We start from the raw sequence: 26,200 nt of genomic DNA, 5'->3' as shown, positions 1-26,200 counted from the left end.
TAAGTATGTTGCGTCAGAGCGTGCGCCCTTCGGTTTTGAAGGTGAACTTCGGCTCTTCGTCCTTGAGCGTGCCGTCGTTGTATTTTACGGGCCATACCTTGGCGTTGAGCAGTTCGTTCCAGATCTTCGCATCGTCCCACATCGACTTGACGTAGACGATCCGCAGTACGGGAACCTCCTCGTCGTTCAGTGCCACGTCGAGACGCGTGATGCCCTCCTTGAGCGAGAGGAATCCGCGGAAGTAGGGGAAACTGCGCTTGATGAGCGGCTTCTCGATGCCCCGGCACTCGACTTCATAAACGCCTTTGGGATATTTCTCGTCGTCGCCGTAGGTCTCGGTGTTGTGCTTGAACGGCGCCGAAAGGTCGCGGGTCTGTGCGAACATCAGGTCGAGGAACTCGCGGCGGGCGATCTTGCCGGCTGCGGGGGCGTAGCTCTTGAGCTGGTAGTGAACCGGAATCACCCGGACCTTGCCGCCGTGGGCCAGCATGTGGGCCTCCTTGACCTCGATCGAGTCGCGGAGCATCTTTTCGGGAACCGAGGCCGAGGGATCGACGTAGAGCGTAACGGCTACCGGGCAGTCGTATTGTGCGTCGAAGCCGCAGATGCCGTCGATATTGCGCAGGATAGCCCCGAAGTAGACCATGTCCATCTTATCGTGGAGTCCCTCGACGCCGATGCGGACGATCGAAAGCGAGTCGGCGCCGGCCTTGGGCGATGTGAACTTCATGGTTGTGGGTGCGAAAATCGCCTTGTCGATACCCGTTTGGTCGATTGCCTTGGGGTCGTAGCTGATGACTACCGCATGGCGTTTCACGAACGTTTTGACGCCGTAGACGCCGGGTACTTTCTGCATCTTGGCGGAGAAAGCCTTCGAACTGCCGAAGCATTTTACCGACGTGAGGCCTTCGATCTCGTAGGTCTGCATACCTTCGACCTGCTCGAACTCGCCCCACTTCTCGTCGATGGTCGGGAGTTCCCAATGACTGCCGAACCACAGCGCGGCGCCGAAGAGCGCGACGGCCAGGATGCCGGGCAGCCAGCGCAGCGACCGTTTGCCGCCGACCTGCAGCGAATCTTCCGGGCAGGCCGAGACGCAGGTTCCGCAGAGCGTGCAGTCGATGTGTTTTACCTTGTCGAGGTTCTTGATGTCGATCGAATAGGGGCATTTGCGCCGGCAAACGTCGCACTTGGTGCACGAAGCTTCGTCGCGGACGATGTGCAGCAGCGGGAAGACCTTGCTTTTGAGGTAGATCATCTCCCAGAGGTAACCCACGACACAGGCGGCGCCCAGCGCCCATACCCAGGCCGAACCTACGCCCAGCAGGCCCAGCACCCACAGCAGGATGACGATGCCGACGAAGGTGATCGTGAACTTGAAGATATTGCTCAGTGCGCCCAGCGGGCAGATGTATTTGCACCAGAACATTTTTACGAAGAAACTGCCGAGGAAGAGTACCGCAATCGAAATAATGGTCATCCAGGCGGTAATTTCACCTTTGAAACCCGTGGCAATGGCGTAATAAGGGTCGAAATTCTTGCAGAAAAGTTCGCTGCTCGACACCGACATGTAGAAAACGAGGAACAGCAGCGCGTATTTAATGATGCGGAGCGCACGGTCGGCGATGCTTCCCGGGCGGATTTCGGCATTGACTTTCAGTTTCCTGCCGCCTTTGCCCATCCATTCGCTGACGGTTCCCAGCGGGCAGAGGTAGCCGCAGAAGAGTTTGCTGAAAAGTACGACTCCCACGACGAGCATGACGCCCACCATGATCTGCACCATGGACATCGAGCAGGCCAGTGAGTTGCGTACCAGGTAACTGCCCAGTGCCTGCAAACCGCCGAACGGGCAGTAAGCCTCCACGTCCGCGGGTTTCTCCCCGAGGGTGAGCCCGTAGACCACAAATCCCACGATTGCTGCGAGCGTGCCCCACTGCAGCAAATTCTTTAACCAATTGCTTTTTCTTTTCATTTGTTCGGGTTGTAAATGATGTGTGTATACGCAAAGGTAATTATTTTGGTGAGTAATTGGTACGCGTTATTTGTTTTTTAGCGCCTTCTATGCGACTTTTTACTATATTTGTGAGACTACACCAAGTAATTAAGCGAATCCACGATGAAAAAATCTGTTTTGATCCGTGCGGCCCTGTTTTGCCTGCTGGCCGTCCCGGTTGCGGCGCAGGTCCCTGCAGGCCTGCAAGAGAAGATTCCCCTCGACGGCGAGGTGCGGGTCGGGCGACTCGACAACGGAATGACTTATTACATCCGGCATTACGACAACCCCAAACAGCGGGCTGATTTTTTCATAGCCCACGATGTCGGCGCCTTGCAGGAGGAGGATAACCAGAACGGACTGGCCCACTTCCTCGAACACATGGCTTTCAACGGCACGAAAAATTTTCCCGGGAAGGGGATTCTCAACTACCTGGCGGCGAACGGCGTGCGTTTCGGCTATAATGTCAATGCCTATACGTCGCGCGACCGGACGGTCTACAACGTTTCGAATGTGCCGCTGGTTCGCGAAGGACTGGTGGATTCGCTGCTGCTGATCCTGCACGACTGGTCCTATTACATCTCGTGCGAACCCGACGAGATCGAGTCGGAGCGGGGCGTGATCCGCGAGGAGTGGCGGCGCGGCAACGACGCCCGTTCGCGCATGGTCCGCAAGTCGGCCCAGGTCGAATACGACGGGTCGAAATACGCCCGCCGAGACGTGATCGGCGACATGGATATCGTCAACAACTTCGAGCGGCAGACGCTCGTCGACTTTTACCACAAGTGGTATCGTCCCGATTTGCAGGCCGTAATCGTCGTGGGCGATGTGGATGTGGACGCGATGGAGCGGAAAATCCGCGACTTGATGTCGTCGATCCCGAAGGCCGAAAACCCGGCGCCGAAGGAGGTTTACGACATTCCGTGGCGCGACAAGCCCCGTTACAGCGTGGTGACCGACCCCGAGACCAAGGCCGTGGCCGTGAAACTGATTTTTTACCAGCCCTATCCGTCGGCCGAAGAGCGTGCGACGGTGGGGGCCGTGCGCGACGACCTGGCACGCAAGGTCTTCCTCGAAATGGCGCGTTCCCGGCTGGCTGAGGCCGAGAAGCGCCCCGATGTGCGTTACAAGCGCGTCGTGGCTGTTACGGGAAGCCTCGCTACGTGCCGCAACACCCTCATGCTGACGGCGCTGCCCAGGGAACAGGACATGCGCGAAGCGCTGGCGGGCATCCTGACCGACGTGGAACAGATGCGCCGCTACGGTTTCAGCGACGAGGAGTTCGAAGCCGCCAAAGCCAAGGTCGCCAAGGCGGAGAAGAAAGCGCTGGAGAAATACCGTCTCGCAACGAATACCGACCTGGCCGGGCGATATGTGGAGCATTTTACGCGTAATGTGCCTTACGCAACGCCCGAAGACCGGACGCGTATTGTCGAAGAGCAGCTCGATGCCCTGACGCCTGAGGCGTTGAACCGGCTGCGTATCGGCATGACCTCGCCGAAGGGTATGCTCGTACTCGTGTCGTCGCCCGAAGAGTATATGGACAAGGTCCCCTCTGAAGCCGATGCTTTCGCTTTGATCGACTCGGTGAAGCATGCTGAGATAGCCCGTCCCGAACGCAGCGGAAAGGCCGCCGGACCGCTCTTCACGGCGAAAGTAACTCCCGGAAAGGTCGTCAAGACCCGCAAGGCGGCCTTCGGAGCCGAGGAGTGGACGCTCTCGAACGGCGTGAAGGTATTCTGGCGGACCGTTCCCGAAGTGATCGGTACGCGTAAAGTCGGCGTGGCGGCTATTAATGAGGGCGGTTTTGCCCGCGACAGCGATGTCGAAGGCATGCATCTGCTCCAGAACTACGTCCGTACGATGGGCGTAAAGGATCTCGACCGTAGCAGTATGCGCGACCTGCTCTCTTCGCATGACGCCAGCCTGATGGCGACGCTGGGCCGGGATGCGAGCTCCTTCTCGGGAGCGGCAAGTGCGGCTGACTTCGAATTGTTGCTGCAATTCCTGCACCTCTATATTACTGAGCCTAATTTCTCGGAACAGGCCTATGGCGACTACCTCGGCCTGGCCCGCGCGTCGCTCGGGAAGGAAAAGTCGCCCAAGGCGCTTTTCGCCGAGCGTGCCGACAGCACGAAATATGGCGGTCATCCGTGGCTCCGGCGGGCGACGCTTTCGACGCTCGACCGTTTCGACCGGGAAGCGGCCCGCAAACTCTACGACAAACTCTTCGGCAACGCCGCCGATTTCGTCTTCTTCTTCGCGGGCGAGATGCCTGCCGGCGAGGCGCGGCCGCTCATCGAGAAATACATCGGTTCGCTGCCTGCCGCCCCGAAGCAGAAATTCAAGAAGGAGGATTTCGAGATCGTACCCGGCACGAGGGAGTACGATGCGGTTTTCCCGGGCGCCGTGACGCCCAAGTCGTCGATCGAGCGCATCTACCATGGCAAGTTCGATTATACGCCGGCCAATTATGCCGCGCTGCGCTACGTCTCCTATATTCTCGGCGCGCGTTACCTGACGACCGTGCGCGAAGAGAAAGGCGGAACCTATTACATCGGCGTGCACGACGAGGTCGGGGCCCGTCCCCGCGGCTACTGTCACTTGGTGGTGAGCTTCGAGACCGATCCCAAGCTGCGTGAAATGCTGCTGGGCGAGGTTCAGAAGGGCATCGAACATCTGGCTGCCGAAGCTCCCTCGGAGCAGGAGGTGAACGAAGCGATGCTTTACTTCAAGAAGGTCAATGCCGAACGCAAGTCGAAGAACCTGAGATCGACCTCCTACTGGATCAACAAGATGCGGGCGGAGTATTTCGACGGAGCTGACCTGGATAAGGACAACGAGGCGGTATTTACGGCCGTGACGCCCGAAGAGGTGCGCCGCCTTACGCGTGAGATTCTCGCGCAGGGCAACCGCTATACGGCGGTTTTCACACAGGAGTAACTCCGCATGCCCCGAAACGAAACCCGGGCGGCCTCGACGGCCGCCCGGGTTTTTCGTATGTATGTCCTGGCGCTTATTTGCGCGTGATCTTCAGGGCGAAGCCTCCTCCGGGAGCCATCTTTACCGTCATTTTCCGGTCGGCGGGGATTTCGACCGCTTCGCACTTGTAGTCGCGGGCGGCTTTGTCGGCGTTGACGCCGTCGCGGAACAGTTCGGCGGTGTAGGAACCCTCGCCCAGGAAGCCGAGGTCGACCGTCAGGCTGCGCGCGTTCCAGTCGGTCATGCCGCCGACGTACCACGTGTCGCCCTTGCGGCGTGCGATGGAGACGTACTCGCCGACCCGGCCGTCGAGGCCCACGGTCTCGTCCCACGTCGTCGGGATGTCGGCGATGAAACGCGTGCACTCCTCCTCGCGCATGTAGTTCGACGGCGAGTCGCACAGCATGTTGAACGGCGATTCGAAGATCACGTATTCAGCCAACTGGCGGCAGCGCGTACCCTGGCTCATGGCTTCGGAGCCTACGGCGCGGAAATTTCCGCGCGTGGCGTTGCGCATGGCGCCCTGCGTGTAGTCCATCGGTCCGGCGAGCATGCGGATGAAGGGAATCGTCACGTCGTAGGTCACCATGTCGGTTTTTTCGCTGGTCCACTTCATCTGCTCCAGGCCGAAGACCCCTTCGAAATTGAGTACGTTGGGATAGGTGCGCTGAATACCTGCGGGTTTGTGGTAACCGTGTATGTCGAGGAACAAGTGGTATTTGGCCGCCGTTTCGGCCAGACGGTACGTGAAGTCGGCGATCTTCTGGTCGTCGCGGTCCAGGAAGTCGACCTTGAAACCTTTGATGCCCATCTGAGAATAGTGCTTGCAGACACGCTCCAGGTCGCGCTCCGTGGCGTAGAACCCGGCCCAAAGGACGATGCCGACGCCGCGCTCCTTGCCGTAGGCGACCAGTTCGGGCAGGTTGATTTCGGGAACCACCTGGAAGAGGTCGGCCTTCTTGTTCACGGCCCAGCCTTCGTCGAGGATGACGTATTCGATGCCGTGGTCGGCGGCGAAGTCGATGTAATATTTGTAAGTCTCGTTGTTGATGCCCGATTTAAAGTCCACCCCGTAGAGGTTCCAGGTATTCCACCAGTCCCAGGCTACCTTGCCGGGTTTGATCCACGAGATGTCCTCCACGCGCGACGGTGCGGCCAGGCAGTAAACCAGGTCGTTGTCGGCCAGTTGGATGTCGTGTTCGGCGATCGCGAAGACGCGCCACGGGAAGGTGCGGGTTCCCTTGGTGCGGGCGATGAAGTTCTCCCGCTCGGTTACCAGCAGTTGCAGTTCGTTGTGGCCGCCCTGAACCTCCTTGGCCGGGTAGGGTGCGAAATTGCCGCGCAGGGCCTTGCCGCCCGTGGGGTTGTAGAGGTACATGCCCGGGTAATCCTCCAGGTCGGCCTCGGTGATGACGATCTTCGCCGTTCCGGCGTCGGCCAGGATCGGCAGGAAGGCCAGGTGGTCGGCCGCAACTTCGGAAACGGGCTGATTCGTGTAGGTATTCTCGAAACTGTTGAAGTAGCAACGTTCGATACCGCCCTCTTTTTTGCGGGGGTTTACATAGGGGACATAGGCCCGGAAGTCCTCCGGGAAACGGATGTCCACCAGCTCGTCGGCGACGGTGATTTCGTCCTTCATGGAGGTTACGAACCGGTAAGCGACGCCGTCGTCATAGGCGCGGAAGTCGACTCCGTAATCCCCCTTGAAAGTGAGCGTCAGGGAGTTATATTTGTTGTCGACCGTGCTGCGCTTGTAAAAGGGCGCCTCGATGGTTTCATCGACGCTTTTCGTCGATGCTTTACGTACGACGGCTTTCTGGCCGAGGACGCGCCCGTCGGCGAGCGTAAGCGACAGGGGCGAAGGGGCGATCAGCTCTTTGCCGTCGCGGGAAATGGAGTAGGTGACGGCCTGTGTGCCGGCGTCCACGCGTACGGCGATTTTCCCGTCGGGGGATTTCAGTTCGTAAGTTTTGGCTGCGGAAATTCCGGTCCCGGCACTGAATAAAAGGAGTGTCAGAAGTAGTTTTTTCATAATAGATTATTGGGTTTGGGTACGAAAATAGTGAAAAAACTGCGAATAACCGGCGCTTCGAAAAAAAATCGCTTACTTTTCCTGCATTGCCTCTATTACGGCGTTGTGCTGGCGGCGGAAAAGGCGCAGGTTATAGGTGAACTGAAACGATACGTAGCGGCCGATGCCCAAGTTGGTGACGTTGCGCAGCGTTGTGCCCGTCACCGTACGGCGGAAGGTGGTTCCGTTCTGGTCGAGGATGTCGTTCACGCCGACGCTCGCTTCGCCCAAACAGTTGCGGAAGAGTTTGACGCCGAGCATTGCGTTGCAGATCAGGCGTTCTTCGAGGAACGTATCGGTGATTCCCTTATAATAGTTGTAGTCGGCGTTGGCGCGCACGACGAGGCGCTTCCAGACCACGAACGTCGTTTCGGCTTTGGCCGACTGGCTGAAATAGGTGTTGTCGAGCGTGCGGACCTGCGACGAACTTTTGCTCGCGTTGTAGCGTCCCGTGTAGCTCAGGCGGAAGTCCACCGATTCGGAGATGTTGCTCCCGAGGGTCAGTCCGGCGTTATAGACGTTGTTGTTCAGCTCGTTGCGTTCGCCGTTGATGATACTCGGGATGCGGCCCGTCGAGACCCCCGCCCGGAAGTTGAGGTTCGAGCGCAGCCACCGGACGGGCATGCCGTAGTTGACGCTGGCGCGCAGGCTCCATAAGCCCGCGAGGTTGACCGGCTTGGTGTACTGGTTGCCTTCGCCGAGGAGCGTTCCCTCGTCGTCGATGACGAAGTCCGGGGAGTCGATCACCAGCGAGTCGGTGATGGTGTTGGGGCTTGCCGCGAACTCAGCCGAGACCGTGAAGGTGCGCCCCTTGGCGGGATTGGCGCGGATGTACTGGCCCGAAAGACGATGGGTATAGACCGGATCGAGGCCGGGGTTTCCAGCAAAGACGTTCTGGCGGTTGGTGGTGTTGACGATGTCCTGCAGGTCGGTGGCGCGGGGATTCGACGTGCGCCCCGAAGCGTTGAATTTCAGGGTGTTGTTTCGGTTGATATTGACGTTCGCCACCACGCTGTACGTGAGGTTGTCGAACGATGTTTCGGTTTTCCGGTCATAGGGGAAAACATAGTCGCTGCTGAATCCCGCATGCTGGTAGTAGAGCGTCGCTGCGACTTTCGTCTTTTTGAAATAATACTGATAGGTGCTGCCGATGCGGTGGGTCAGGTAGGCATAGTCGTATTCGGTCGACTGCTTCGGATTGCGTTCGTCGGGAAAAACATTCTCTTTGGTGAGTACGAACGTGTTGCGCTCGACGCTGTTATCGGTGTAGTTGATGCGGTATTCGAAGCTCAGGCGCGAGCGTTTCGAGAGCGAACGGGTGTAGCTCACGTTGCCGTTGAGGTCGTAGCCCGGCTGGTCGCGGTCGGTGCGCGTAATGTTGCGCGAGGAGTAATCCGCCGTGTCGCACTCGATGTTGTCGGGGTCGCGGAAGGTGTACTGCCGCGGGCGGCTCAGCTGGCCGTAGCTGCGGTAGGTTCCCCCGACGCCGACGGTGAGGTTGTGCGACGTTTTTCCCGGCAGGCGGTAGCGGTAGAGCAGGTAGTTCGAGACGTTGTATCCGTCGCTGTTGTTGTGGCCGAAGTTGCGGCGGCGGTTGACGAAGCGGATGTCGTCGTCGGAGAATTTGTTGTCGGTGCGGCTTCGCAGTTCGTTGCGGTAGTTGTTGTCCTGCAGGCTGAACGAGGTGCGCATCATCATCGAATGGCGGTCGGAGAATTTGTAGTCGACGCGCGCGTTGAAACGGTGGTTGAGATTGAGCGTCCTGGAGTTGTTCTCGTCGTTGTAGAGCACCAGTTTATCCGTCGAAGTGAAGGTCTGCCGGTCGCTCAGGCTGGTGTTGTGGTTGTCGGTGCGGTTGAAGAAATAGCTGGCCGTGGCCTTGCCCTTTTTGCCCCAGTCGTCGCTGTAATTGACGCCGATGGCCTGCACGGCCGAGATGCCGTCTAAGGGGCGGACCATGAAATTGTTGCTTGAAGACTTGCCCGACCGGTCGGTCGTGCCGAGGATGTCCTCGAACGAGAAATTCTGGCGGCTGATGTTGTTCGCCAGTCCGATCACCGAGATGCGGCGGTCGTTGTCGAAAATGTTGACGTTGCCGCCGCCGATGTATTTGTCGGGGATGCCGTAGGCTCCGTAGAGGCGTCCGAAAGCGCCCCGCCGCTTGTCGGGGAGCGTTACGATGTTGAGCGACGTGTATCCTTCGCCGGTGTCCACGCCCGTAAATTCCGACTGGTCGCTCTGCGAGTTGTAGATGTCGATGCTTTCGATCATGTCGGCCGGGATGTTGCGGATGGCCGACATCACGTCGTTGCCGAAAAATTCGCGTCCGTCGACGTAGACCCGCCGCACGGTGCGGCCCTGTGCCTCGATACCGCCGTCGGCGACCTCCAGGCCGGGCATTTTCGAGATCAGCGACTCGGCGTCCGACCCGAACGAAACCTTGTAGGCCGAGGCGCGGTAGGAGAGCGTGTCGCCGCGTACGGACGAACGCAGCGCAGGCGCTTCGACGGTCACCTGGTCGATGGCTTCGGCGCGGGGCGTGAGCCACAGCGAGTCGAGAAGGACGGCCGCCGTGCCGACCCGCAGGTCGCGGTGCAGCGAGTCGTACCCCAGCGAGGTGACCGTGAGGCGGTAGTCGCCGCGCGGCACGCGGGGGAATGTGCCGCGGCCTTCGATGTCCGAGGTGGTATAGAAAGGCGTCGCCGCGGTGTCCGTGCGGCTGCGCAGTTCGGCTACGGCCCCCACGACCGCTTCGCGCGTGATGCGGTCGGCAATGCGGAAACGCACTCCTGCGGATTGTGCCGCGGCGGTCGCGGCGCAGAGCAGGAACAGCAGGTTGAGCAGCGCTTTTCTCGGGTTCATCGGATGAAGGGGATTCGGCGGATAAAGATAATGGTTTTGCGCCTTTCATACGCTCTTTTCAGGGATATTTTAGCATAATGGGATACGTGTCGGCTGTTTTTGACCAGAAAATATTCCCGATTGCCTCTGCCTTTCACTATATTTGTCAAAATAATTGCGGGCGACGTTCGTTTTGTCCGTAAACCGGGAATCTCACATGAAGAACAAAGATATCTTTACCTTCCGCGATGCGGAGAAACAGGCGGGCCCTGTGGCCTTTTCGACGATGCTCAAGCCCGCCGGTTCGGCCTGCAACCTCGACTGCCACTACTGCTATTACTTGGACAAAGCCGTCCAGTACGGCGGCAAGCAGGCCGTGATGAGCGATGAATTACTGGAACTTTACGTCAAACAATACATCGAGGCCAACGAGGTCGAAGTGGTGCAGTTCTGCTGGCACGGCGGCGAACCGCTGCTGCTGGGCGTGGATTTTTACCGCCGGGCGATGGCTTTCCAGGAGAAATACGCCGACGGAAAGAAGATCGAAAACATCCTCCAGACCAACGGCACGCTGGTCGATGAGGAGTGGTGCGACCTGTTCGCCGGAAACAACTTCCTGGTCGGGATTTCGCTCGACGGACCGCAGGACATCCACGACACGTTCCGCCTGACCAAAGGCGGCAAACCCACCTTCGAATGCGTGATGCAGACGATCGGGATGTTCCAGCGCAGCGGCGTGGAGTATAATACGCTGAGTGTCGTGAACAAGTTGTGCGAAGGCCGCGGCGGCGAGATTTACCGCTTTTTCCGCGATACGGTGCACAGCAAGTACATGCAGTTTTTGCCTGCCGTGGAGCACGTCGTCGACAAGCCGGGCTTCCACCGTCCGCTGATCGTCTCGCCCGACCGCGAGGGCGCGCGGCTGGCCGAATGGTCGGTGACGGCCAAAGGCTACGGCGAGTTCCTGTGTGACGTGTTCGACGTATGGGTGGTGAGCGATGTGGGGCGCATATTCGTACAGATGTTCGACGCGACGCTGGCCCAGTGGTGCGGCGTGCCCCCGGGCGTCTGCTCGATGGGCGAGACGTGCGGCGATGCGCTGGTGGTCGAACACAACGGTGACGTTTATTCGTGCGACCATTTCGTTTATCCCGAATACAAGTTGGGCAACATTGCTGAGACCTCGCTGACGGAGATTTACCGGACCCGAAAACGCCGCGACTTCGGGCTGGCGAAACGCAACGCCCTTCCGGGCGAATGCCTGCGCTGCAAATACTACTTCGCCTGCCGGGGCGAGTGTCCGAAGCACCGCTTCGAGACGGGCTCCGACGGATGCCGCAAGAACTCGCTCTGCGAGGGTTTGCAGCATTGGTTCCGCCATTCGGAACCCTATATGGAATACATGCGCGACATGCTGGCGCGCGAGCAGTCCCCGGCGTGGGTCATGCAGTTCGCCCGCAAGCGGATGGGGCTGATGTAGCTGCCCGGGATCAGTTTTTCACCTGTTTTTTCCGTTTCAGGAGCACCCACACGAGCGGCACGGCCGATGCGAGGGTGAGCCATACCACGACCGAGAGTGCGTCGGTGACCCCTTCGACGTAAGTCTGGGCCGCCGGAAGCGTTTCGTGTGCCGTGTGGTAGGCTGTGCGGGTTGCGAGGATCGCCGTGAGGACGGCGATGCCGAAACTGCCTGCGAGTTGTTTGATGCTGTTCGAAATGCCGGCCGCCGCGGCCATATCCTGCTGGGTGAGGTTCTTGAGTGAAAAGAGGTTGAGCGGTGCGAACGTGAGACCCATGCCGAAGCCGCGCAGGTAGAGGACCAGCAGGATGTGGCTGTGGGTGGTGTGGAGCGTGAAGCGGCTTGCGAGCCAGAAACTCAGGGCCATGACCAGGATGCCCGCAACGACCAGCAACAGGGGCTTGATGTAGCGCGTCAGGTAACCCGAGACGGTCGAAAGTACCCCCTGGATAAGTCCTACGGGCAGGAAAACACTGCCGGCCATCAGTGCCGTGTATCCCAGTCCGCGCTGCATGTACAACGGCAGCAGGTAGGTTCCCCCGAGCATCCCGACGGCGAAAAGCGTCAGCACGGCCATCGAAATGCCGAAATTCCGTTCGGCCAGCAGCCGGATTTGCAGCAGGGGCGCCGGGCTGCGCAGTTCCGTGACGATGAAGAAGACGAACGCCGCGGCCGCCACCGTAAAGCAGGCCACGATTTCGGGAGCCGACCAGCCGTCGTGGTTGGTGGGCGAATTGCCGCGGGCGAGTGCGTAGATCGTCAGCGGCATGAACAGGACGATGCCCGCGAATCCTTTCCAGTCGAAGGGGTGGCGTACGCCGCTCCGCCACTCTTTCTGGATGAATACCGAGAGCAGGATCGCCGCAAGTCCCACCGGAACGTTCACGTCGAAAATCTTGTGCCAACTGTAATCGTCGACGAGGTAGCCGCCCAGCAGCGGACCGAACGAGATCGAAGCCGCGGCGGCCATCGACCAGAGGCCCAGCGCGAGGCCCCGCTCTTCGGGTTTGAATTCGCGGGTGACGATGGCCAGGCCGAGCGCCTGGATGATGCCGCTGCCGAATCCCTGCAAAGCCCGTGAGGCGATGAGGAACGTGTCGCTCGGGGCTTTTCCGCAGAGCCACGAACCCAGCGTGAAGAGCACCATTCCGAGGATGTAAACACGTTTGTTGCCGAAACGGTCGGCGAACCAGCCCGCCGAAGGCAGCATGACGGTCATGGTGATCATGTAGGCCGTGATGACCCATTCGGCCGAGGAGATGCCGATGTGGAAGGCCGACATAATGGCCGGAAGCCCGACGTTGACCACCGTAACGTCCAGCACGGCCATGAAGGTCCCGAGCATGATCATGCCCAGAATCCACCATTTGTAGCTGCTGCCCTGCCGGATATGTTCGCCGAGAGTCGTCATCCGGCGTGGCGGGTTCAAAAAAAGTGCCAGCCCGGGGGATTCGGCTGCCCAATGTTGCCGCAGGGCGCTCCCGTAAAAACAGGAAGGTGTCGCAGTAATGCGACACCTCCGTACGTGCAGGTCCTGTAAGCCGGGTTCTGTCCCCGGGGCGAACCCCGGGTCCCTGTCATTTATCTAGGACGGCAGTCTCCTGCCGTCTCGAGCAACCTACCCCCCGGCATCGGGCGAGCAACCCTTAATTGCCGGTATACACGGTCTTGCAACCCACGGGACGTACTGCCGGGCGACATTGCTGTCCCCGCGGTGGGCTCTTACCCCGCCTTTTCACCCTTACCCGCAGTTTGCTGCGGGCGGTCGTTTTCTGTTACGCTACCACAACCTCACGGCTGTCAGGTCGTTAGCCTGCGTGGCGCTCTGTGTTGCCCGGACTTTCCTCTCCCGGCCTGGGGCCGGCAGCGACAGAGCGGACCTGCGCAGCAAAGGTAGGGAATTAAAAATTAAGAATTAAAAATTAAGAATTAAAAATTGCAGGCGGCAGGACGGAATCATGCGGGGCCGTTTTTACAAGATCTTTTTGATCCACCGGAATCCTTTGTAGGGCGGATAGCGGAACGGCAGGTCGAGGCGCTTCGGCGACGAGACGACAGCCCGGCGGTGGGAGAATGTGTCGAAACTGTCGCGCCCGTGGTAACGGCCCATGCCCGAGTTGCCCACGCCGCCGAAAGGCAGGTTGTCGTTGGCGATGTGCATGATCACGTCGTTGAGGCACGCTCCGCCCGAGGAGGTGTGCAGCAGGACTTTGCGGCCCGTTTCCTCCGGCCCGAAGTAGTAGAGCGCCAGCGGTTTTTCGCGGTCGTTGACGAAGGCTACGGCTTCGTCGGTGTCGTCGAAGGGAATCATCGGCAGCACGGGGCCGAAAATCTCCTCCTGCATCACGGGCGATGCGGGGTCCGTGTCGGTGAGCAGTGTCGGTTCGATGTAGCGGTCGGCAGCGTCCGTGCGGCCACCGATCCGGATTTTTCCCTGCAGGAGGTAGCCCGCCACGCGTTCGAAGGCGCGGTCGTTGACCAGCCGGACGTAACAGGGGCTTTGCTGCGCATCGTCGCCGTGGAGTTCCCGCAGGGCACGGGCGAACGCTTGCGTGAATTGGTCTTGCAGCGAACGGTGGATCAACAAATAGTCGGGTGCAATGCAGGTTTGCCCGGCGTTGAGGGTTTTGCCCCAGGCGATGCGGCGCGCGGCGGTTGCGATGTCGGCCCCGCGGTCGACGATGCAGGGACTTTTACCGCCCAGTTCCAGCACGACGGGCGTCAGGTTTTTCGCGGCTGCGGCCATGACGATCCGTCCCAGCGCAGGGCTTCCCGTGAAAAAGATCACGTCCCAGCGCAGGTCGAACAACCGGGTGTTCACATCCCGGTCGCCCTGCACGACGGCGACGTATTGTTCGTCGAAAATTTCGGCGACGAGCCCTTCGATCGTCTTTGCGACGTGGGGCGTATAAGGCGAAGGTTTCAGCAGGGCGGTGCAGCCGGCCGAGATGGCCCCGACCAGCGGGTTCAGCAGCAGTTGCACGGGATAGTTCCACGGTGCGACGATGAGCGCCTGCCCGAGGGGCTCGCTGACGATCCGGCTTTTCGACGGCAGGAGTTTGAGCGGCGTGGGGCGCGGCTCGGGGCGCATCCATTTGCCGAGGTGGCGCAGGTGGCTGCGGATTTCACTCCGGACAATGCTGATTTCGGTAAGATAGGCCTCTTCGGGGGATTTACGCAAGTCTGTCCACAGGGCGTCGCAGAGGCGTTTTTCCCAGTTGACAAGGGCCGCTTCGAAACGCCGGAGCATCGTGCGGCGGAAGGCTTCGGGAAGCGTCGCTCCCGAGCGGAAATAGGCTTTCTGGGCCGCGGCAAGGGCCGAAATGCGTGCGGCAGGGGTGTTTTCGAGGGGCATAGGCAGTATATATAACGTGGTCCGGCGAACCGCAATCGGATAACCTGCGAGGTTGTGGCCTCGCTGAAATCCTGTTGGCTGCGGGCTTTCCCGCACCGTTGCAAAGCCGCTGCCACACTCGGCGGAGCGGCTATTTCTCGCGGAAAATGTTCAGGTGTGCCAGCAGCGGGTTGCGGCGGTCGAGCACGACGAATTCCAGCAGCAGCAGGATCAGTGCGGCGATGAGCAGGTATTGGTACTGTTCGTTGAACTCCTCGAAGCGGACCATCGAAAGTTCGGTCTGCTCCATCTCGTTGATTGCCTTGACGACCTCTTCGAGGCCGATCGACTGCTTCGACGAACGGACATAAACGCCGCCCGTAATGTCGGCGATCTTGGCCAGCATCTCTTCGCCCAGTTTCGAGACGACCATTTCGCCGTTCTCGTCCTTAATGAACTCGCCGCCGATCTGAATCGGGGCGCCTTCGGGCGTGCCGATACCGATGGTGAAGATTTTGACGCCCATCTGGGCGGCGCGTTCGGCGACGGCGATAGCGTCGTCGTCGTGGTTCTCACCGTCGGTGATCAGGATGATTACGCGGCCGTGGCTCTGCTCCGTCTCGCCCGAGAACGACAGCAGGGCCTGTTCTAGGGCCTTGCCGATCGCCGTGCCCTGCACCGACACCAGCGACGGGTCGATTCGCCGCGCGAAGGCCCGCGCCATGCGGTAGTCCGAAGTGATCGGCAGTTGGACCTTGGGTTCTCCGGCGAAGACGACCAGGCCCACGCGGTCTTGCTGCAACCCCTCGAAGAGTTTGCCGATGGCGTATTTGGTCCGTTCGAGGCGGTTGGGCTGAAAATCTTCGGCCAGCATCGAGTTCGAGACATCGACCGTGAGCATCATTTCGATGCCCCGGGCTTTCTCCTCGCGGAGTTTCGAACCGAATTGCGGGCGCGCCGCAGCCAGCACGACCAGCGTCACGGCGCCGCAGAAAAGGATGAACTTGAAGGCGATGCGCCCGGTCGATACTTCGGGCATCAGCTCTTCCAGGATGCCCGGATGGCCGAAACGCGCGAGCCGCTTGCGGCGGTTGCGTGCGGCCAGCCAATAGAGCGCGATGAGCACCGGGACGGCCAGCAGGAGCCAGAGATATTGCGGATTTGCGAAGCGGAACATAAGCAAATTTTCTTTACGGTATGCGTTTCAGGACGAGGTTCGAGAGCAGGAACTCCGTGAGCAGCAGCCCCAGGGCGGCGAGCACCCAGACCAGGAACAGTTCGTGGTAGGAGATATGCTCGGTCACCTCGACCTTGCTCTTTTCGAGTTGGTTGATCTCGTCGTAGACGGCTTTCAGCTTGTCTTTGTCCGTGGCCCGGAAGTAGCGGCCGCCGGTCATGTCGGAGATCGCTTTCAGCACCTTTTCGTCGATTTCGACCTTCTGGTTGACGAAGATCAGATTGCCGCCCATGTCGATGGCCGGGTAGGGGGCCATGCCCTCGGTTCCCACGCCGATCGTGTAGACGCGGATGCCCTGCGCCTGGGCGATCTCGGCGGCGGTCATGGGAGCCATTTCACCGCGGTTGTTTACGCCGTCGGTCAGGAGGATGATGACCTTCGACTTGGCGTCGCTCTCCCTGAGGCGGTTGATCGCCGTGGCCAGGCCGTTGCCGATGGCCGTGCCGCTGTCGTCGATCAGGCCGCTGCGGATGCGCGCCAAAAGGGTTTGCAGGGTGCTCTGGTCGGTGGTAAGGGGACTTTGGGTGAAGGCTTCGGCGGCGAATGCCACCAAACCGATGCGGTCGCCGTAGCGGTCGGCGATGAACGATCCGGCGACCTCCTTGGCCGCCGTGATGCGGTCGGGTTTGAAGTCACGGGCCAGCATCGAGCCCGAAACGTCGATGGCCAGCATGATGTCGATGCCCTCGGTGTTCGAACGCACGTTCTGCTCGATATCCTGCGGACGGGCCAGCGCTACGACGAGCAGTGCGAAAGCCGCTGCGCGCAGCACGAAAGGCAGGTGGCGCAGGTAGTAGCGTACGGTCCGGGGCGCCCGCACGACGCCGGCGACGCTCGAAATCTGGATCGAGGCCCCGCCTTGCAACGCACGCCAGACGTAGTAGCCGATCATCGGCACGAGCAGCGTCAGCAGCCAGAGGTAATATGGTGAAGCAAAATGCATAGCTTACGCAATTAAAAATTAAGAATGAAAAATTAAAAATTATTTTGTCTCTTTCATTGTTTTCAGGATACTTGCAAGGATATTCGTCAATTCCCGGCAATCAGAAAAAATACTTTTAAATTCGTTCTCCGTCAGGTAGTCCGTGCTGTATAACAATTCCAACCAATATTCGGTTTCATACGTTTCCTTTAATGCAATGTGCATTTTTGCGATGAAATCCTCTTTCGATTGTCCTCCGATTGCTTCCCGGACGTTTGCTCCGATACTCGTTCCGCTTTTAAGCAGCTGTTTCGAAAGTACGTACTCGTTATTCGTTTCGGAAATATGCTTATACAGCCGGACAATCCGGATTGCAAAATCGAGGCTCTTGTCCTTTATGATGTTATCGGCCTTCAATTTTTAATTCTTAATTTTTCATTTTTAATTAAAACAAGCTACCAGTTTTTCTTTCCGCGGACCACCACGCCCTGTTTCTCCTTGAGCTTCTCCTGGGTCTTGTCCTCCTGGGCCTGAATGGCGTCGAGCATCTGTTGCTGCTCTTGCGGCGAGATACCCGAAGGCGTCGGCTGGCCCTGCTGGTCGCCTTTGCCTTCCTTGTCGCCCTGCGAGGGGTTTTGCTGCCGGTCCTGGTCGCCCTTCTGGTCGTTCGGGTCGCCCTTCTGGTCCTTCTGGTCGCCTTTCTGATCGGGGTTCTGCTGGCCCTGGCCGTTCTGGTTCTGGTCCTTGTTCTGGTCTTTGTCCTGGTCCTTTTTGTCGTCGCCGCCTCCACCGCCGCCGTCCTTGTTCTGGTCGAGCAGCCGCTTGGTATAGGCGTAGTTGTACTTGGCCTCCATGTCCGAGGGATTCAGACGCAACGACTGCTTGTAGCTTTCGAGCGCCTCCTGGTATTTCTGTTGCTTGAACTGGGCGTTGCCGAGGTTGTAGAACGCTTCGGCGCGCTCCGTGTCCGCACGCAGCGAGTCGGCCGCAGCCTGCTGCATGGTCTGCTCGGCGCGGTCGAACCGTTCGGCTTTGTAGAGGGCGTTGCCGAGGTCGTAAGTTGCCTCGAACTGTCCCGCAGCGGCCTGCAGGGCCTGCTCGTAGCGGCCGATCGCCTGCTCGTAATTGCCCTTGTTATACTGCCGGTTGCCTTTGCGCACCAGCGAGCGCTCGGGCATATCCTGGGCTTGCGCCCCGGCGGCGGCAAAGATAAACAGGGTGATATAGAGTAACTTGTACATCGTTGTTGCGTTTAGTTTTCCTTCGGAGCTTCTTCCTCGTCGGGAGTCTCCTCCTCGGCGATTTTCGTTTCCTCGACGAAGTAATATGCCTTCAGGTAGTCGGCCTCATTCTGCTCGGCTTCGGGCGTCGCTTTGGCGAATTTCACCAGGTCGGCGTCGCGCAGGATCGCCGTCAGGTCCATCCGGGCCTTGTCGGGCAGCTCCTCCGCACGCATCGTCTCGATGATTTCGTCGGAGGTCATCTCCATGGCGCCGAAGCCCCAGCGGGCGGCGATGTAGGTGCGCAGGATGTCCGTCAGTCCCGAATAGTAGAGTTTATGTTTGTTGTTCTGCCACAACTTTTGGTTGTGGAGCGCTTCGAGGGCCTGGATGGCGGCGACGTGCGGCGGCAGCGGCGGGGCGGGTTTGAACAGGTCGCCGAAGCCTTTGCCGCGGCTGGCGAGGTAACGTTTGAGTGCATAGCCGGCGATCAGCAGCGCCAGAATGAAGAATATTCCCCATTTGATATAACCGCTCAGTTCGCGGAAGCGGAACGGCAGGTTTTTCTGGCCTTTCAGGTCGTAGATCGACTGCGAGGTGGAGTCGATCTGGAACGTAGCCACCTCCAGGTAGACCGAATCGGTACTGCGGAGCGTATCGAGGATGTTCTTGTTGGCATAGAGCACCTGCGCCGCGCCGAGGTTGTATTTGCCTTCGTCGAAGGCGGCCAGCCTGTAGCGTTTGCGCAGTTTCAGGCGGCGGCCGTCGCGTTCGAGCGTGTCGACCGGGCAGCTTTCGACCAGTTCGAGTTTCCCTTCGGCGTTCTGGAATTCGGGAAACTCCACGACCTGTACGAGGTCCTTCTCCACGTCGATGATATAATCGAAGCGGTCGCCGATCATGATGCTGTCGGGTTCGACGCGCGCCGTGACCGTGGGCGTTTCCTGCGCCCGGGCCGCGAATCCGGTGAAAAGAAGCGCTATTGCAAAGAGTCGTTTCATCGCTGTTTGAACAGTTTTATTAATTCGGCCACATAGTCGCCGTCGGTCGAGATCATGGCCGTGTCGATGCGGTTGTGCTTGAGCGTGGAGTCGATTTCGCTGCTGCGCTGCTGCCACGAGGCGGCGTAGTGGTCGCGTACGGCCCACGAGGAGGTGTCGACCCAGACCTTACGGCCCGTCTCGGCGTCGCGCAATTCGACGATTCCCACGTCGGGAAGCTCCGTTTCGCGGGGGTCGAAGACGCGGATGCCCACCAAATCGTGCTTGCTCCCGGCGATTTTCAGCGCATCGTCCAGCGCCGATTTGTCGTTGGACGAATCCATGAAGTCCGAGAGGATGAAGGTCGTGCAGCGTTTCTTGTTGACGTTGGTCAGAAAGCGCACCGGTTCGGAGAGCTTCGTGCCGACCGATTCGGGCCGGAACCCGATCAGTTCGCGGATAATCATCAGGATGTGGCTGCGGCCCTTCTTCGGGGGGATGAACTTTTCGACCTTGTCCGAAAAGAAAATACAGCCTACCTTGTCGTTGTTCTGCGCGGCGGAGAAAGCCAGCACGGCGGCGATTTCGGTGATGATGTTCTTCTTCAGGCGGTCGGTCGAGCCGAACATGCGCGAGGCCGACACGTCGACCAGGAGCATCATCGTCAACTCGCGTTCCTCTTCGTAGACCTTGATGTGGGGTTTGCGCGAGCGGGCCGTGACGTTCCAGTCGATGTCCCGCACGTCGTCGCCCGCACGGTACTCCCGCACTTCGGAAAACGACATACCCCGCCCGCGGAAAGCCGTATGGTACTTTCCGGCGAAGATCTCGTTCGAAAGACCGCGGGTCTTGATCTCGATCTTACGGACGCGTCTGAGAATATCGTTCTCGGTTTCCTGCATCGTTAGGGTACGATTACGTTGTTAAGGATGTCGGTGATGATCTCCTCGGTGGTGATGTTCTCGGCTTCGGCTTCGTACGTCAGGCCGATGCGGTGGCGCAGCACGTCGTGGCAGACGGCGCGCACGTCCTCGGGGATGACGTAGCCGCGGCGGCGGATGAAGGCGTAGGCGCGGGCGGCCTTCGCGAGCGAAATCGACGCACGGGGCGAACCGCCGTAGGCGATCAGGTTCTGGAGTTTCTGGAGGTTGTACTCCGCGGGTTCGCGCGTGGCGAAGATGATGTCGATGATGTATTTTTCGATCTTCTCGTCCATGTAGACATCCTCGACCACCTTGCGGGCCTTGACGATGTCGTCGGGTGTGATTACCTTGTTCACCTTGGGCATGCCGGCTCCGGAGAGGTTCATGCGCACGATGTCGCGCTCCTCCTGCTTCTTGGGGTAGGAAATCTTGGCTTTGAGCATGAAACGGTCGACCTGCGCTTCGGGCAGCGGATAGGTTCCCTCCTGCTCCAGGGGGTTCTGCGTAGCCAGTACGAGGAAGGGCTGCGGCAGGGGATAGGTGCTGTCGCCGATGGTTACCTGGCGCTCCTGCATGGCTTCGAGCAGCGCCGACTGCACCTTGGCCGGGGAGCGGTTGATTTCATCCGCCAGTACGAAGTTGGCGAAGATCGGACCTTTGCGCACGACGAAATCCTCGCTTTTCTGCGAGTAGATCAGCGTACCGATCAGGTCGGCGGGCAGCAGGTCGGGGGTGAACTGGATGCGCGAGAAACCCGCGTCGACGGCCTTGGCGAGCGTCGTGATGGCCAGCGTCTTGGCCAGGCCCGGCACGCCTTCGAGCAGAATGTGTCCGTTGGACAACAGGCCGATCAGCAGGGTGTCCACCAGGTGGCTTTGGCCTACGATGACCTTTCCCATTTCGTTCCGGAGCGTATCGACGAAAACCGATTCGCGCTCGATACGCTCGTTTAGTTCTTTGATGTTGATGACTTCGCTCATTGTTTTATTCTTGTTGTAGTATTGTCGTGGGATGTAACTTTTTAACGTTTGCAATGCAAAGATATTATTTTCTTTCAAAAATTCTTTCTTAAATCTTATTAACTTTGCAGTCATGGAATCCAAAGAATCTCCGATATTACAGGGTTTGAACCCCGCCCAGCGGGATGCCGTGGTCAATTACGACTCGCCGTCGCTCATCATCGCGGGCGCCGGGTCGGGCAAGACCCGCGTGCTGACCTCGCGTATAGCATACATGATCGAACAGGGCATAAAGCCCTGGAATATTCTGGCGCTGACCTTCACCAACAAGGCCGCCGAGCAGATGCGCGAGCGCATTGCGCAGATGCTGCCCGACAATCGCAGCCGTTATATCCGCATGGGTACGTTCCACTCGGTTTTTTCGCGTATCCTGCGGGAGAACGCCGAGAAGATCGGGTTCACCGACTCGTTCACGATCTACGAACCCAGCGACTGCAAGAACCTCCTGAAGACGATCGTCCGCGAACTGAACCTTCCGGACGAGAAGTACAAGCCCAACGTGCTGGCGTCGCGCATTTCCTATGCCAAAAACTGCCTCGTCACGCCGGGCGCCTACCTGGCCAATTCGACCTGCGCCGCCGAGGACCGGCAGGCGCAGATTCCCGAGTTCGGCAACATCTACAACATCTACTGCCAGCGCTGCAAGCGTAACGGCGCGATGGACTTCGACGATTTGCTGTTGCAGACCAACATCCTGCTGCGTGACTGCCCCGATGTGCTGGCCCGCTACCAGGAGCAGTTTAAATACATCCTCGTCGACGAGTATCAGGACACCAATTATGCCCAGTATACGATTATCCGCCGCCTGTCGCAGACGCACTCGAAGGTCTGCGTCGTGGGCGACGACGCGCAGTCGATCTACTCGTTCCGCGGGGCCAAGATCGAGAATATCCTTTCGTTCAAGAAGGATTATCCCTCGGCGATGGTCTTCAAACTGGAACAGAACTACCGTTCGACGCGTACGATCGTCGATGCAGCCAACTCGGTGATCGTACGTAACTCGAAACGCATGGAGAAGCATTGTTTCTCGGAGGGCGATGTGGGCGATAAAATCCGCATCCTGAAGGCCTATACCGACCGCGAGGAGGCGGAAATGGTCGTCACGGACCTGCGCGACAAGGTCCGTGCGGCGGACGACGAGTGGTCGGAGGCGGTGATCCTTTACCGTACGAACAACCAGTCGGCCGTGCTGGAGGACAATCTCCGCCGCCGGGGCATTCCCTACCGCATTTACAAAGGTTCGTCGTTTTACGACCACAAGGAAATCCGCGACATGATGGCGTATATCCGGTTGGTGATCAATCCCCGCGACGACGAGGCGTTCAAGCGTATTGTCAACTATCCGGCGCGCGGTATCGGCGACACGACCGTGCAGCGCATCGCGCAGTTGGCGGCCGAGCGGGGTGTTTCGATGTGGGAAGCGGTCGACGCGCTGGTCGCCGAACCCGTTACGGACCCCGTGCAGAAGACCATTGCCCGCAAGGTGACGGATTTCGTGGCGATGATCCGTGCGATGTCGCTGGCCCGCAACGACAAGGGGCTTTACGACTTCGGTCTGGAGATCGCTTCGCGGTCGGGCATCATCGCGGCTTACCGCACGGAGAACACTCCCGAGGCCACTTCGGCGCTGGACAATATCGAGGAGCTTTTGAACTCGATGCAGGAGTTCAAGGAGCGGTGCGATGCTGAAATCCGCAACGGCGAGCGTCCTGAAGAGGAGGAGGCGACCATCGAGGAGTGGTTGCAGAACATGATGCTGATGACCGACATGGACAAGGACGATCCTGCGGAGAAAAACAAAGTGACGCTGATGACGGTCCATTCGGCCAAGGGATTGGAGTATAAATATGTGTACATCGTAGGTCTTGAAGAAAACCTCTTCCCTTCGCAGCGGGCTGCCGAGTCGCCCGACGGCATCGAGGAGGAACGCCGCCTGTTCTATGTAGCCCTGACCCGCGCCAAAGTTTCGGCGACGATCTCCTATGCCGAGATGCGTTTCAAATGGGGCAACATGGAATTTTCGCGTCCGAGTTGTTTCCTGCGCGAGATCGACCCCAAATACATCGAATCGGACACCGACTTCGCCGAGGAGCGCCCGCGGCGCCAGGCCGGCGACGACGGACCCGCGGCCATCGACGAACTGCGCCGCCGCTTCGACTACCGCTTCCAGCAGAAACAGCAGGGCGGGGGACGTTTCGGCGGAAACGGCGGTTCGGGTGGTTACGGAGGCCGCAGCGGTTCCGGCAGCGGCGGCAGTTTCGGCCGCCCGGCGGACGGCGAATCGGGACCGGCGCGGCGTTTTGCGCGGGCGACGCAGCCCCAACGCCCGGCGGCGGCTCCCGATCCAGCACTCGTGCAGACGCCGAGGCCCTCGACCGACGGCATGCGCCGCGTCGGTGTGCGTCAGGCGATGGACGGCGGACTTGCCTCCGGGGATTCGGCTCCCGTGAGCGGCGATTATGCAGTGGGGCAGCGCGTCGAACACCCGAAGTTCGGCGTGGGCATCGTGCAGCGCATCGAAACCCTCGCCACGGACCACAAACTCGTGGTGGCTTTTGACAATGCGGGTGAAAAGACCCTGCTGGCCAAATTTGCAAAACTGACTAAATTATAACAGAATGAATCTCTCCACTCCGCTGGTGTCGGTTTGCATAACGGCCTACAACCAGGAAAAATATATCGCACAGGCGATCGAAAGCGTATTGACGCAGCAGACTTCGTTCGATGTGGAACTGGTAGTAGGCGATGACGGCAGTACGGACCGTACGGGGGAGATTTGCCGGGGCTATGCAGCGAAATACCCCGACCGCGTGCGGTTGCTGGCTTCGCCGGTGAATCTCGGGATGCGGGCCAATTACAAACGCATCTTCGAGGCGTGCCGGGGACGTTATATCGCTATTTGTGACGGCGACGACTGGTGGACGGACCCGCAAAAACTGGAATTGCAGGTCGAACTGATGGAGTCGGACCCGGAATGCGGCATGTGTTACGCCCGGTCGTATTTCTGGATAGAGGCGGAAAAACGGGTCGCTTCGCTTTTTCCGGCCGGAAAGCCTCACGTGACTTTCGATGAACTGATTCTGGAGAATACGATTCCCAACCCTACGGCATTGGTACGCCGGGAGTTGGTCGAGAGTTATTATACCGAGGTGCGGCCGCTTGAAAGACCCTGGCCGCTGGATGATTACAGCATGTGGCTCTGGTGCGCCGCGCATGCCCGGATTCGTTTTATGGATCGCGTATTTATGAGTTACCGGGTGTTGAGCGACAGTAGCTGTCACTTCTCGGATCCCCGGGCGAAAGTGCGCTATGAGGATCAGGTGGCCGATATCCGGAGGTGGTTCGATGCCGCTTTCGGCCATCGCTCCCATTACCGGGCCTTGGAGCAGCAGCAGATTCTGCTCGGGCTCGAACTGCTGAAGCCGCTCGGGTTCCGCGCTTCGCTGGGATACTGGGTGCGCACGGTCGCGGCGCATCCGCGTCTGCTGCTGTTGGGCCGGGGCTATCACGCTCTTTCGCGGGCGTTCCGGAAGTCGCTGAAAAAGACGCTGAAAATCGATGGACGCCGAAAATAATACGCCGTTGGTATCGGTCTGCATGACCGCCTACAATCACGAAGATTACATTGCCGAAGCCATCGAAAGCGTGTTGGCGCAGCAGACTTCGTTCGGCGTGGAGTTGGTGTTGGGCGAGGATTGCAGTACGGACCGTACGGGGGAGATTTGCCGGGAGTATGCGGCGAAATACCCCGACCGCATCCGGCTGGTGACTTCGCCGGGGAATGTCGGCATGCGGGCCAATTACCGCCGCACGTTCGATGCGTGCCGCGGGAAATACGTGGCTTACCTCGACGGCGACGACTGGTGGACGGACCCGCAAAAACTGGAATTGCAGGTCGGACTGATGGAGTCGGACCCCGGATGCGGGATGTGCTGCACCGCCGCAATCGATTATTACCAGGCGACGGGCGAACGGAAGCCCTATCCGCCGGAGCGTTATACCGATTTCGACCGGCTGTTGCTGCGCACGACCGTCGCCAACTGCACGACGCTGGCCCGCCGGGAGCTGATCGCCGCCTACTATGCCGAAGTGCGTCCCGAAGAACATCCCGAGTGGCAGACCGACGACTGGCCGATGTGGCTGTGGTTTGCGGCGAAGGGCCGAATCCGGTTTATCGACCGTCCGACGGCCGCACACCGCCGCCTGCCCGAGAGTGTGAGCCATACGCCTTCGCACGTGAAGCGCATTGCCTTCCGCGATTCGCTCATGGGCATCAGCCTCTGGTTCGACGCGCACTACGGCACGGGGCGCAATCGTTTCCGCATCCTGCGCGAACGCAGCGGGGTTGCGCTGTGGGTCCTTTCGTGGGAGGGTACGGTCGGAGAGTATGCGGCGCGCTGGCGGAAGGATATATGCGCCTGTCCGCGTTTGCTGTTGTGTCCCGAAGGACCCGGACTGCTGGTGAAAAAGATTTTGTTTCGACGTAAAAAATAACGGCTATGACAACAAAAGAGCGTTACGACGGCATCATTGCCTGGTTCTCGGAGCACATGCCTGTGGCTGAGAGCGAATTGCAGTACACCGACCCTTACCAACTGCTGGTGGCGGTGATCCTTTCGGCTCAGTGTACCGACAAACGGGTGAACATGACTACTCCGGCCCTGTTCGAGGCTTTCCCGACGCCGTTCGAGATGGCCAAGGCTTCGGCCGAGGAGATTTATCCCTATATCAAGAGCATCTCCTACCCGAACAACAAGGCCAAAAACCTTGCGGGGATGGCCCGGATGCTGTGCGAGCAGTTCGGCGGCGAAGTCCCGAGCGACCTGGACGAGATGCAGCGCCTGCCCGGCGTGGGCCGCAAGACGGCCAATGTGTTGGGCGCCGTGTTGTGGCAGAAGGAGGTGATGCCGGTCGACACGCACGTCTTCCGCGTCTCGGAGCGCATCGGGCTGACGACCCGGTCGAAAACCCCGCTCCAGACCGAACTGACCCTTGAAAAGAATATTCCCGGCCACCTGCTGCCCGTCGCCCATCACTGGCTGATCCTCCACGGGCGCTACGTCTGCACGGCCCGGGCCCCGAAATGCAGCGAGTGCGGCATTGCGACCTGGTGTCGCAAATACGCCGCCGACCGGAAATCGGCTGCGAAAAAATCGTAA

At 59.5% G+C, this 26,200-nt stretch carries 18 protein-coding genes and 1 other RNA gene; 6 read left to right on the top strand and 13 right to left on the bottom strand.

Features of this window, described 5'->3' with window-relative positions; all coding sequences use genetic code 11:
• Window positions 1-13: 13 nt before the first annotated feature.
• Window positions 14-1,972 carry a 4Fe-4S binding protein gene (locus KG007_RS04490; protein ID WP_213347513.1) on the bottom strand — a complete coding sequence of 653 codons (1,959 nt, stop codon included), beginning with the start codon at window positions 1,970-1,972 and terminating at the stop codon, window positions 14-16.
• A 144-nt stretch (window positions 1,973-2,116) separates the two neighbouring features.
• On the opposite strand from KG007_RS04490, the gene KG007_RS04485 reads away from it, so the two are divergent.
• Window positions 2,117-4,936: a M16 family metallopeptidase gene (locus KG007_RS04485; protein WP_213347512.1), complete on the top strand. Its 2,820-nt coding sequence runs from the start codon at window positions 2,117-2,119 to the stop codon at window positions 4,934-4,936.
• A gap of 73 nt (window positions 4,937-5,009) precedes the next feature.
• Here the strand turns inward: KG007_RS04485 and KG007_RS04480 are convergent, their stop codons facing one another.
• Together KG007_RS04480 and KG007_RS04475 are read right to left on the bottom strand one after the other, a co-directional pair.
• Window positions 5,010-7,007 (bottom strand): glycoside hydrolase family 97 protein, encoded by a 1,998-nt coding sequence (locus KG007_RS04480; RefSeq protein ID WP_213347511.1) that lies wholly within the window; start codon window positions 7,005-7,007, stop codon window positions 5,010-5,012.
• 72 nt (window positions 7,008-7,079) lie between these two features.
• On the bottom strand, window positions 7,080-9,908 hold the full coding sequence (locus tag KG007_RS04475) for an outer membrane beta-barrel protein (RefSeq protein ID WP_213347510.1): 2,829 nt from the start codon (window positions 9,906-9,908) through the stop codon (window positions 7,080-7,082).
• 196 nt (window positions 9,909-10,104) lie between these two features.
• On the opposite strand from KG007_RS04475, the gene KG007_RS04470 reads away from it, so the two are divergent.
• A complete protein-coding gene (locus KG007_RS04470; RefSeq protein WP_213347509.1) occupies window positions 10,105-11,367 on the top strand; it encodes an anaerobic sulfatase maturase in 1,263 nt (420 codons plus the stop codon).
• A 10-nt stretch (window positions 11,368-11,377) separates the two neighbouring features.
• Here the strand turns inward: KG007_RS04470 and KG007_RS04465 are convergent, their stop codons facing one another.
• From KG007_RS04465 to KG007_RS04420, 10 genes are all read right to left on the bottom strand, one after another.
• A complete protein-coding gene (locus KG007_RS04465; protein ID WP_213347508.1) occupies window positions 11,378-12,817 on the bottom strand; it encodes a DHA2 family efflux MFS transporter permease subunit in 1,440 nt (479 codons plus the stop codon).
• Between the two features lie 110 nt (window positions 12,818-12,927).
• An RNA gene (gene rnpB, locus KG007_RS04460) (RNase P RNA component class A) lies at window positions 12,928-13,292 on the bottom strand.
• A gap of 86 nt (window positions 13,293-13,378) precedes the next feature.
• Window positions 13,379-14,761: an aldehyde dehydrogenase gene (locus KG007_RS04455; protein WP_213347507.1), complete on the bottom strand. Its 1,383-nt coding sequence runs from the start codon at window positions 14,759-14,761 to the stop codon at window positions 13,379-13,381.
• Window positions 14,762-14,891: 130 nt separating this feature from the next.
• Window positions 14,892-15,917, bottom strand: coding sequence for a vWA domain-containing protein (locus tag KG007_RS04450; protein WP_213347506.1), 1,026 nt, complete (start codon window positions 15,915-15,917; stop codon window positions 14,892-14,894).
• A gap of 13 nt (window positions 15,918-15,930) precedes the next feature.
• The gene (locus tag KG007_RS04445) at window positions 15,931-16,920 is read right to left on the bottom strand and encodes a vWA domain-containing protein (protein WP_213347505.1); all 990 of its coding nucleotides are present in this window, start codon (window positions 16,918-16,920) and stop codon (window positions 15,931-15,933) included.
• A gap of 39 nt (window positions 16,921-16,959) precedes the next feature.
• Window positions 16,960-17,316 carry a four helix bundle protein gene (locus KG007_RS04440; protein ID WP_195459500.1) on the bottom strand — a complete coding sequence of 119 codons (357 nt, stop codon included), beginning with the start codon at window positions 17,314-17,316 and terminating at the stop codon, window positions 16,960-16,962.
• A 38-nt stretch (window positions 17,317-17,354) separates the two neighbouring features.
• Window positions 17,355-18,140, bottom strand: coding sequence for a tetratricopeptide repeat protein (locus KG007_RS04435; RefSeq protein ID WP_213347504.1), 786 nt, complete (start codon window positions 18,138-18,140; stop codon window positions 17,355-17,357).
• 11 nt (window positions 18,141-18,151) lie between these two features.
• A complete protein-coding gene (locus tag KG007_RS04430; protein ID WP_213347503.1) occupies window positions 18,152-19,120 on the bottom strand; it encodes a hypothetical protein in 969 nt (322 codons plus the stop codon).
• Window positions 19,117-20,001, bottom strand: coding sequence for a DUF58 domain-containing protein (locus tag KG007_RS04425; RefSeq protein WP_213347502.1), 885 nt, complete (start codon window positions 19,999-20,001; stop codon window positions 19,117-19,119). The genes KG007_RS04430 and KG007_RS04425 overlap by 4 nt, the downstream gene beginning before the upstream one ends.
• Before the next feature lie 2 nt (window positions 20,002-20,003).
• Complete coding sequence (locus tag KG007_RS04420; protein WP_195459510.1) at window positions 20,004-21,002, bottom strand: AAA family ATPase; 999 nt, start codon at window positions 21,000-21,002, stop codon at window positions 20,004-20,006.
• A gap of 112 nt (window positions 21,003-21,114) precedes the next feature.
• Between KG007_RS04420 and KG007_RS04415 the strand changes: the two genes are divergently transcribed.
• From KG007_RS04415 to nth, 4 genes are read left to right on the top strand one after another with little or no spacing between them, the layout of a single operon-like run.
• On the top strand, window positions 21,115-23,655 hold the full coding sequence (locus KG007_RS04415) for a UvrD-helicase domain-containing protein (RefSeq protein WP_213347501.1): 2,541 nt from the start codon (window positions 21,115-21,117) through the stop codon (window positions 23,653-23,655).
• Window positions 23,656-23,659: 4 nt separating this feature from the next.
• Window positions 23,660-24,616, top strand: coding sequence for a glycosyltransferase (locus KG007_RS04410; protein ID WP_213347500.1), 957 nt, complete (start codon window positions 23,660-23,662; stop codon window positions 24,614-24,616).
• Entirely contained in the window at window positions 24,600-25,535 is a 936-nt protein-coding gene (locus KG007_RS04405) for a glycosyltransferase (protein WP_213347499.1), read from the top strand. Before KG007_RS04410 ends, KG007_RS04405 begins: the two co-directional genes overlap by 17 nt.
• Window positions 25,536-25,540: 5 nt before the next feature.
• A complete protein-coding gene (nth, locus tag KG007_RS04400) occupies window positions 25,541-26,200 on the top strand; it encodes an endonuclease III (protein ID WP_195459518.1) in 660 nt (219 codons plus the stop codon).

Source organism: Alistipes montrealensis (assembly GCF_018362775.1).
Lineage (GTDB): Bacteria > Bacteroidota > Bacteroidia > Bacteroidales > Rikenellaceae > Alistipes > Alistipes montrealensis.
Note: the sequence above shows the minus strand (reverse complement) of the source record. Positions and strands in the feature narration are given on the sequence as shown.

Coding starts and splice junctions, on each gene's coding strand:
- KG007_RS04490 (WP_213347513.1), bottom strand. CDS start 1,972: ATGAAAAGAAAAAGCAATTGGTTAAAGAATTTGCTGCAGTGGGGCACG.
- KG007_RS04485 (WP_213347512.1), top strand. CDS start 2,117: ATGAAAAAATCTGTTTTGATCCGTGCGGCCCTGTTTTGCCTGCTGGCC.
- KG007_RS04480 (WP_213347511.1), bottom strand. CDS start 7,007: ATGAAAAAACTACTTCTGACACTCCTTTTATTCAGTGCCGGGACCGGA.
- KG007_RS04475 (WP_213347510.1), bottom strand. CDS start 9,908: ATGAACCCGAGAAAAGCGCTGCTCAACCTGCTGTTCCTGCTCTGCGCC.
- KG007_RS04470 (WP_213347509.1), top strand. CDS start 10,105: ATGAAGAACAAAGATATCTTTACCTTCCGCGATGCGGAGAAACAGGCG.
- KG007_RS04465 (WP_213347508.1), bottom strand. CDS start 12,817: ATGACGACTCTCGGCGAACATATCCGGCAGGGCAGCAGCTACAAATGG.
- KG007_RS04455 (WP_213347507.1), bottom strand. CDS start 14,761: ATGCCCCTCGAAAACACCCCTGCCGCACGCATTTCGGCCCTTGCCGCG.
- KG007_RS04450 (WP_213347506.1), bottom strand. CDS start 15,917: ATGTTCCGCTTCGCAAATCCGCAATATCTCTGGCTCCTGCTGGCCGTC.
- KG007_RS04445 (WP_213347505.1), bottom strand. CDS start 16,920: ATGCATTTTGCTTCACCATATTACCTCTGGCTGCTGACGCTGCTCGTG.
- KG007_RS04435 (WP_213347504.1), bottom strand. CDS start 18,140: ATGTACAAGTTACTCTATATCACCCTGTTTATCTTTGCCGCCGCCGGG.
- KG007_RS04430 (WP_213347503.1), bottom strand. CDS start 19,120: ATGAAACGACTCTTTGCAATAGCGCTTCTTTTCACCGGATTCGCGGCC.
- KG007_RS04425 (WP_213347502.1), bottom strand. CDS start 20,001: ATGCAGGAAACCGAGAACGATATTCTCAGACGCGTCCGTAAGATCGAG.
- KG007_RS04420 (WP_195459510.1), bottom strand. CDS start 21,002: ATGAGCGAAGTCATCAACATCAAAGAACTAAACGAGCGTATCGAGCGC.
- KG007_RS04415 (WP_213347501.1), top strand. CDS start 21,115: ATGGAATCCAAAGAATCTCCGATATTACAGGGTTTGAACCCCGCCCAG.
- KG007_RS04410 (WP_213347500.1), top strand. CDS start 23,660: ATGAATCTCTCCACTCCGCTGGTGTCGGTTTGCATAACGGCCTACAAC.
- KG007_RS04405 (WP_213347499.1), top strand. CDS start 24,600: ATGGACGCCGAAAATAATACGCCGTTGGTATCGGTCTGCATGACCGCC.
- nth (WP_195459518.1), top strand. CDS start 25,541: ATGACAACAAAAGAGCGTTACGACGGCATCATTGCCTGGTTCTCGGAG.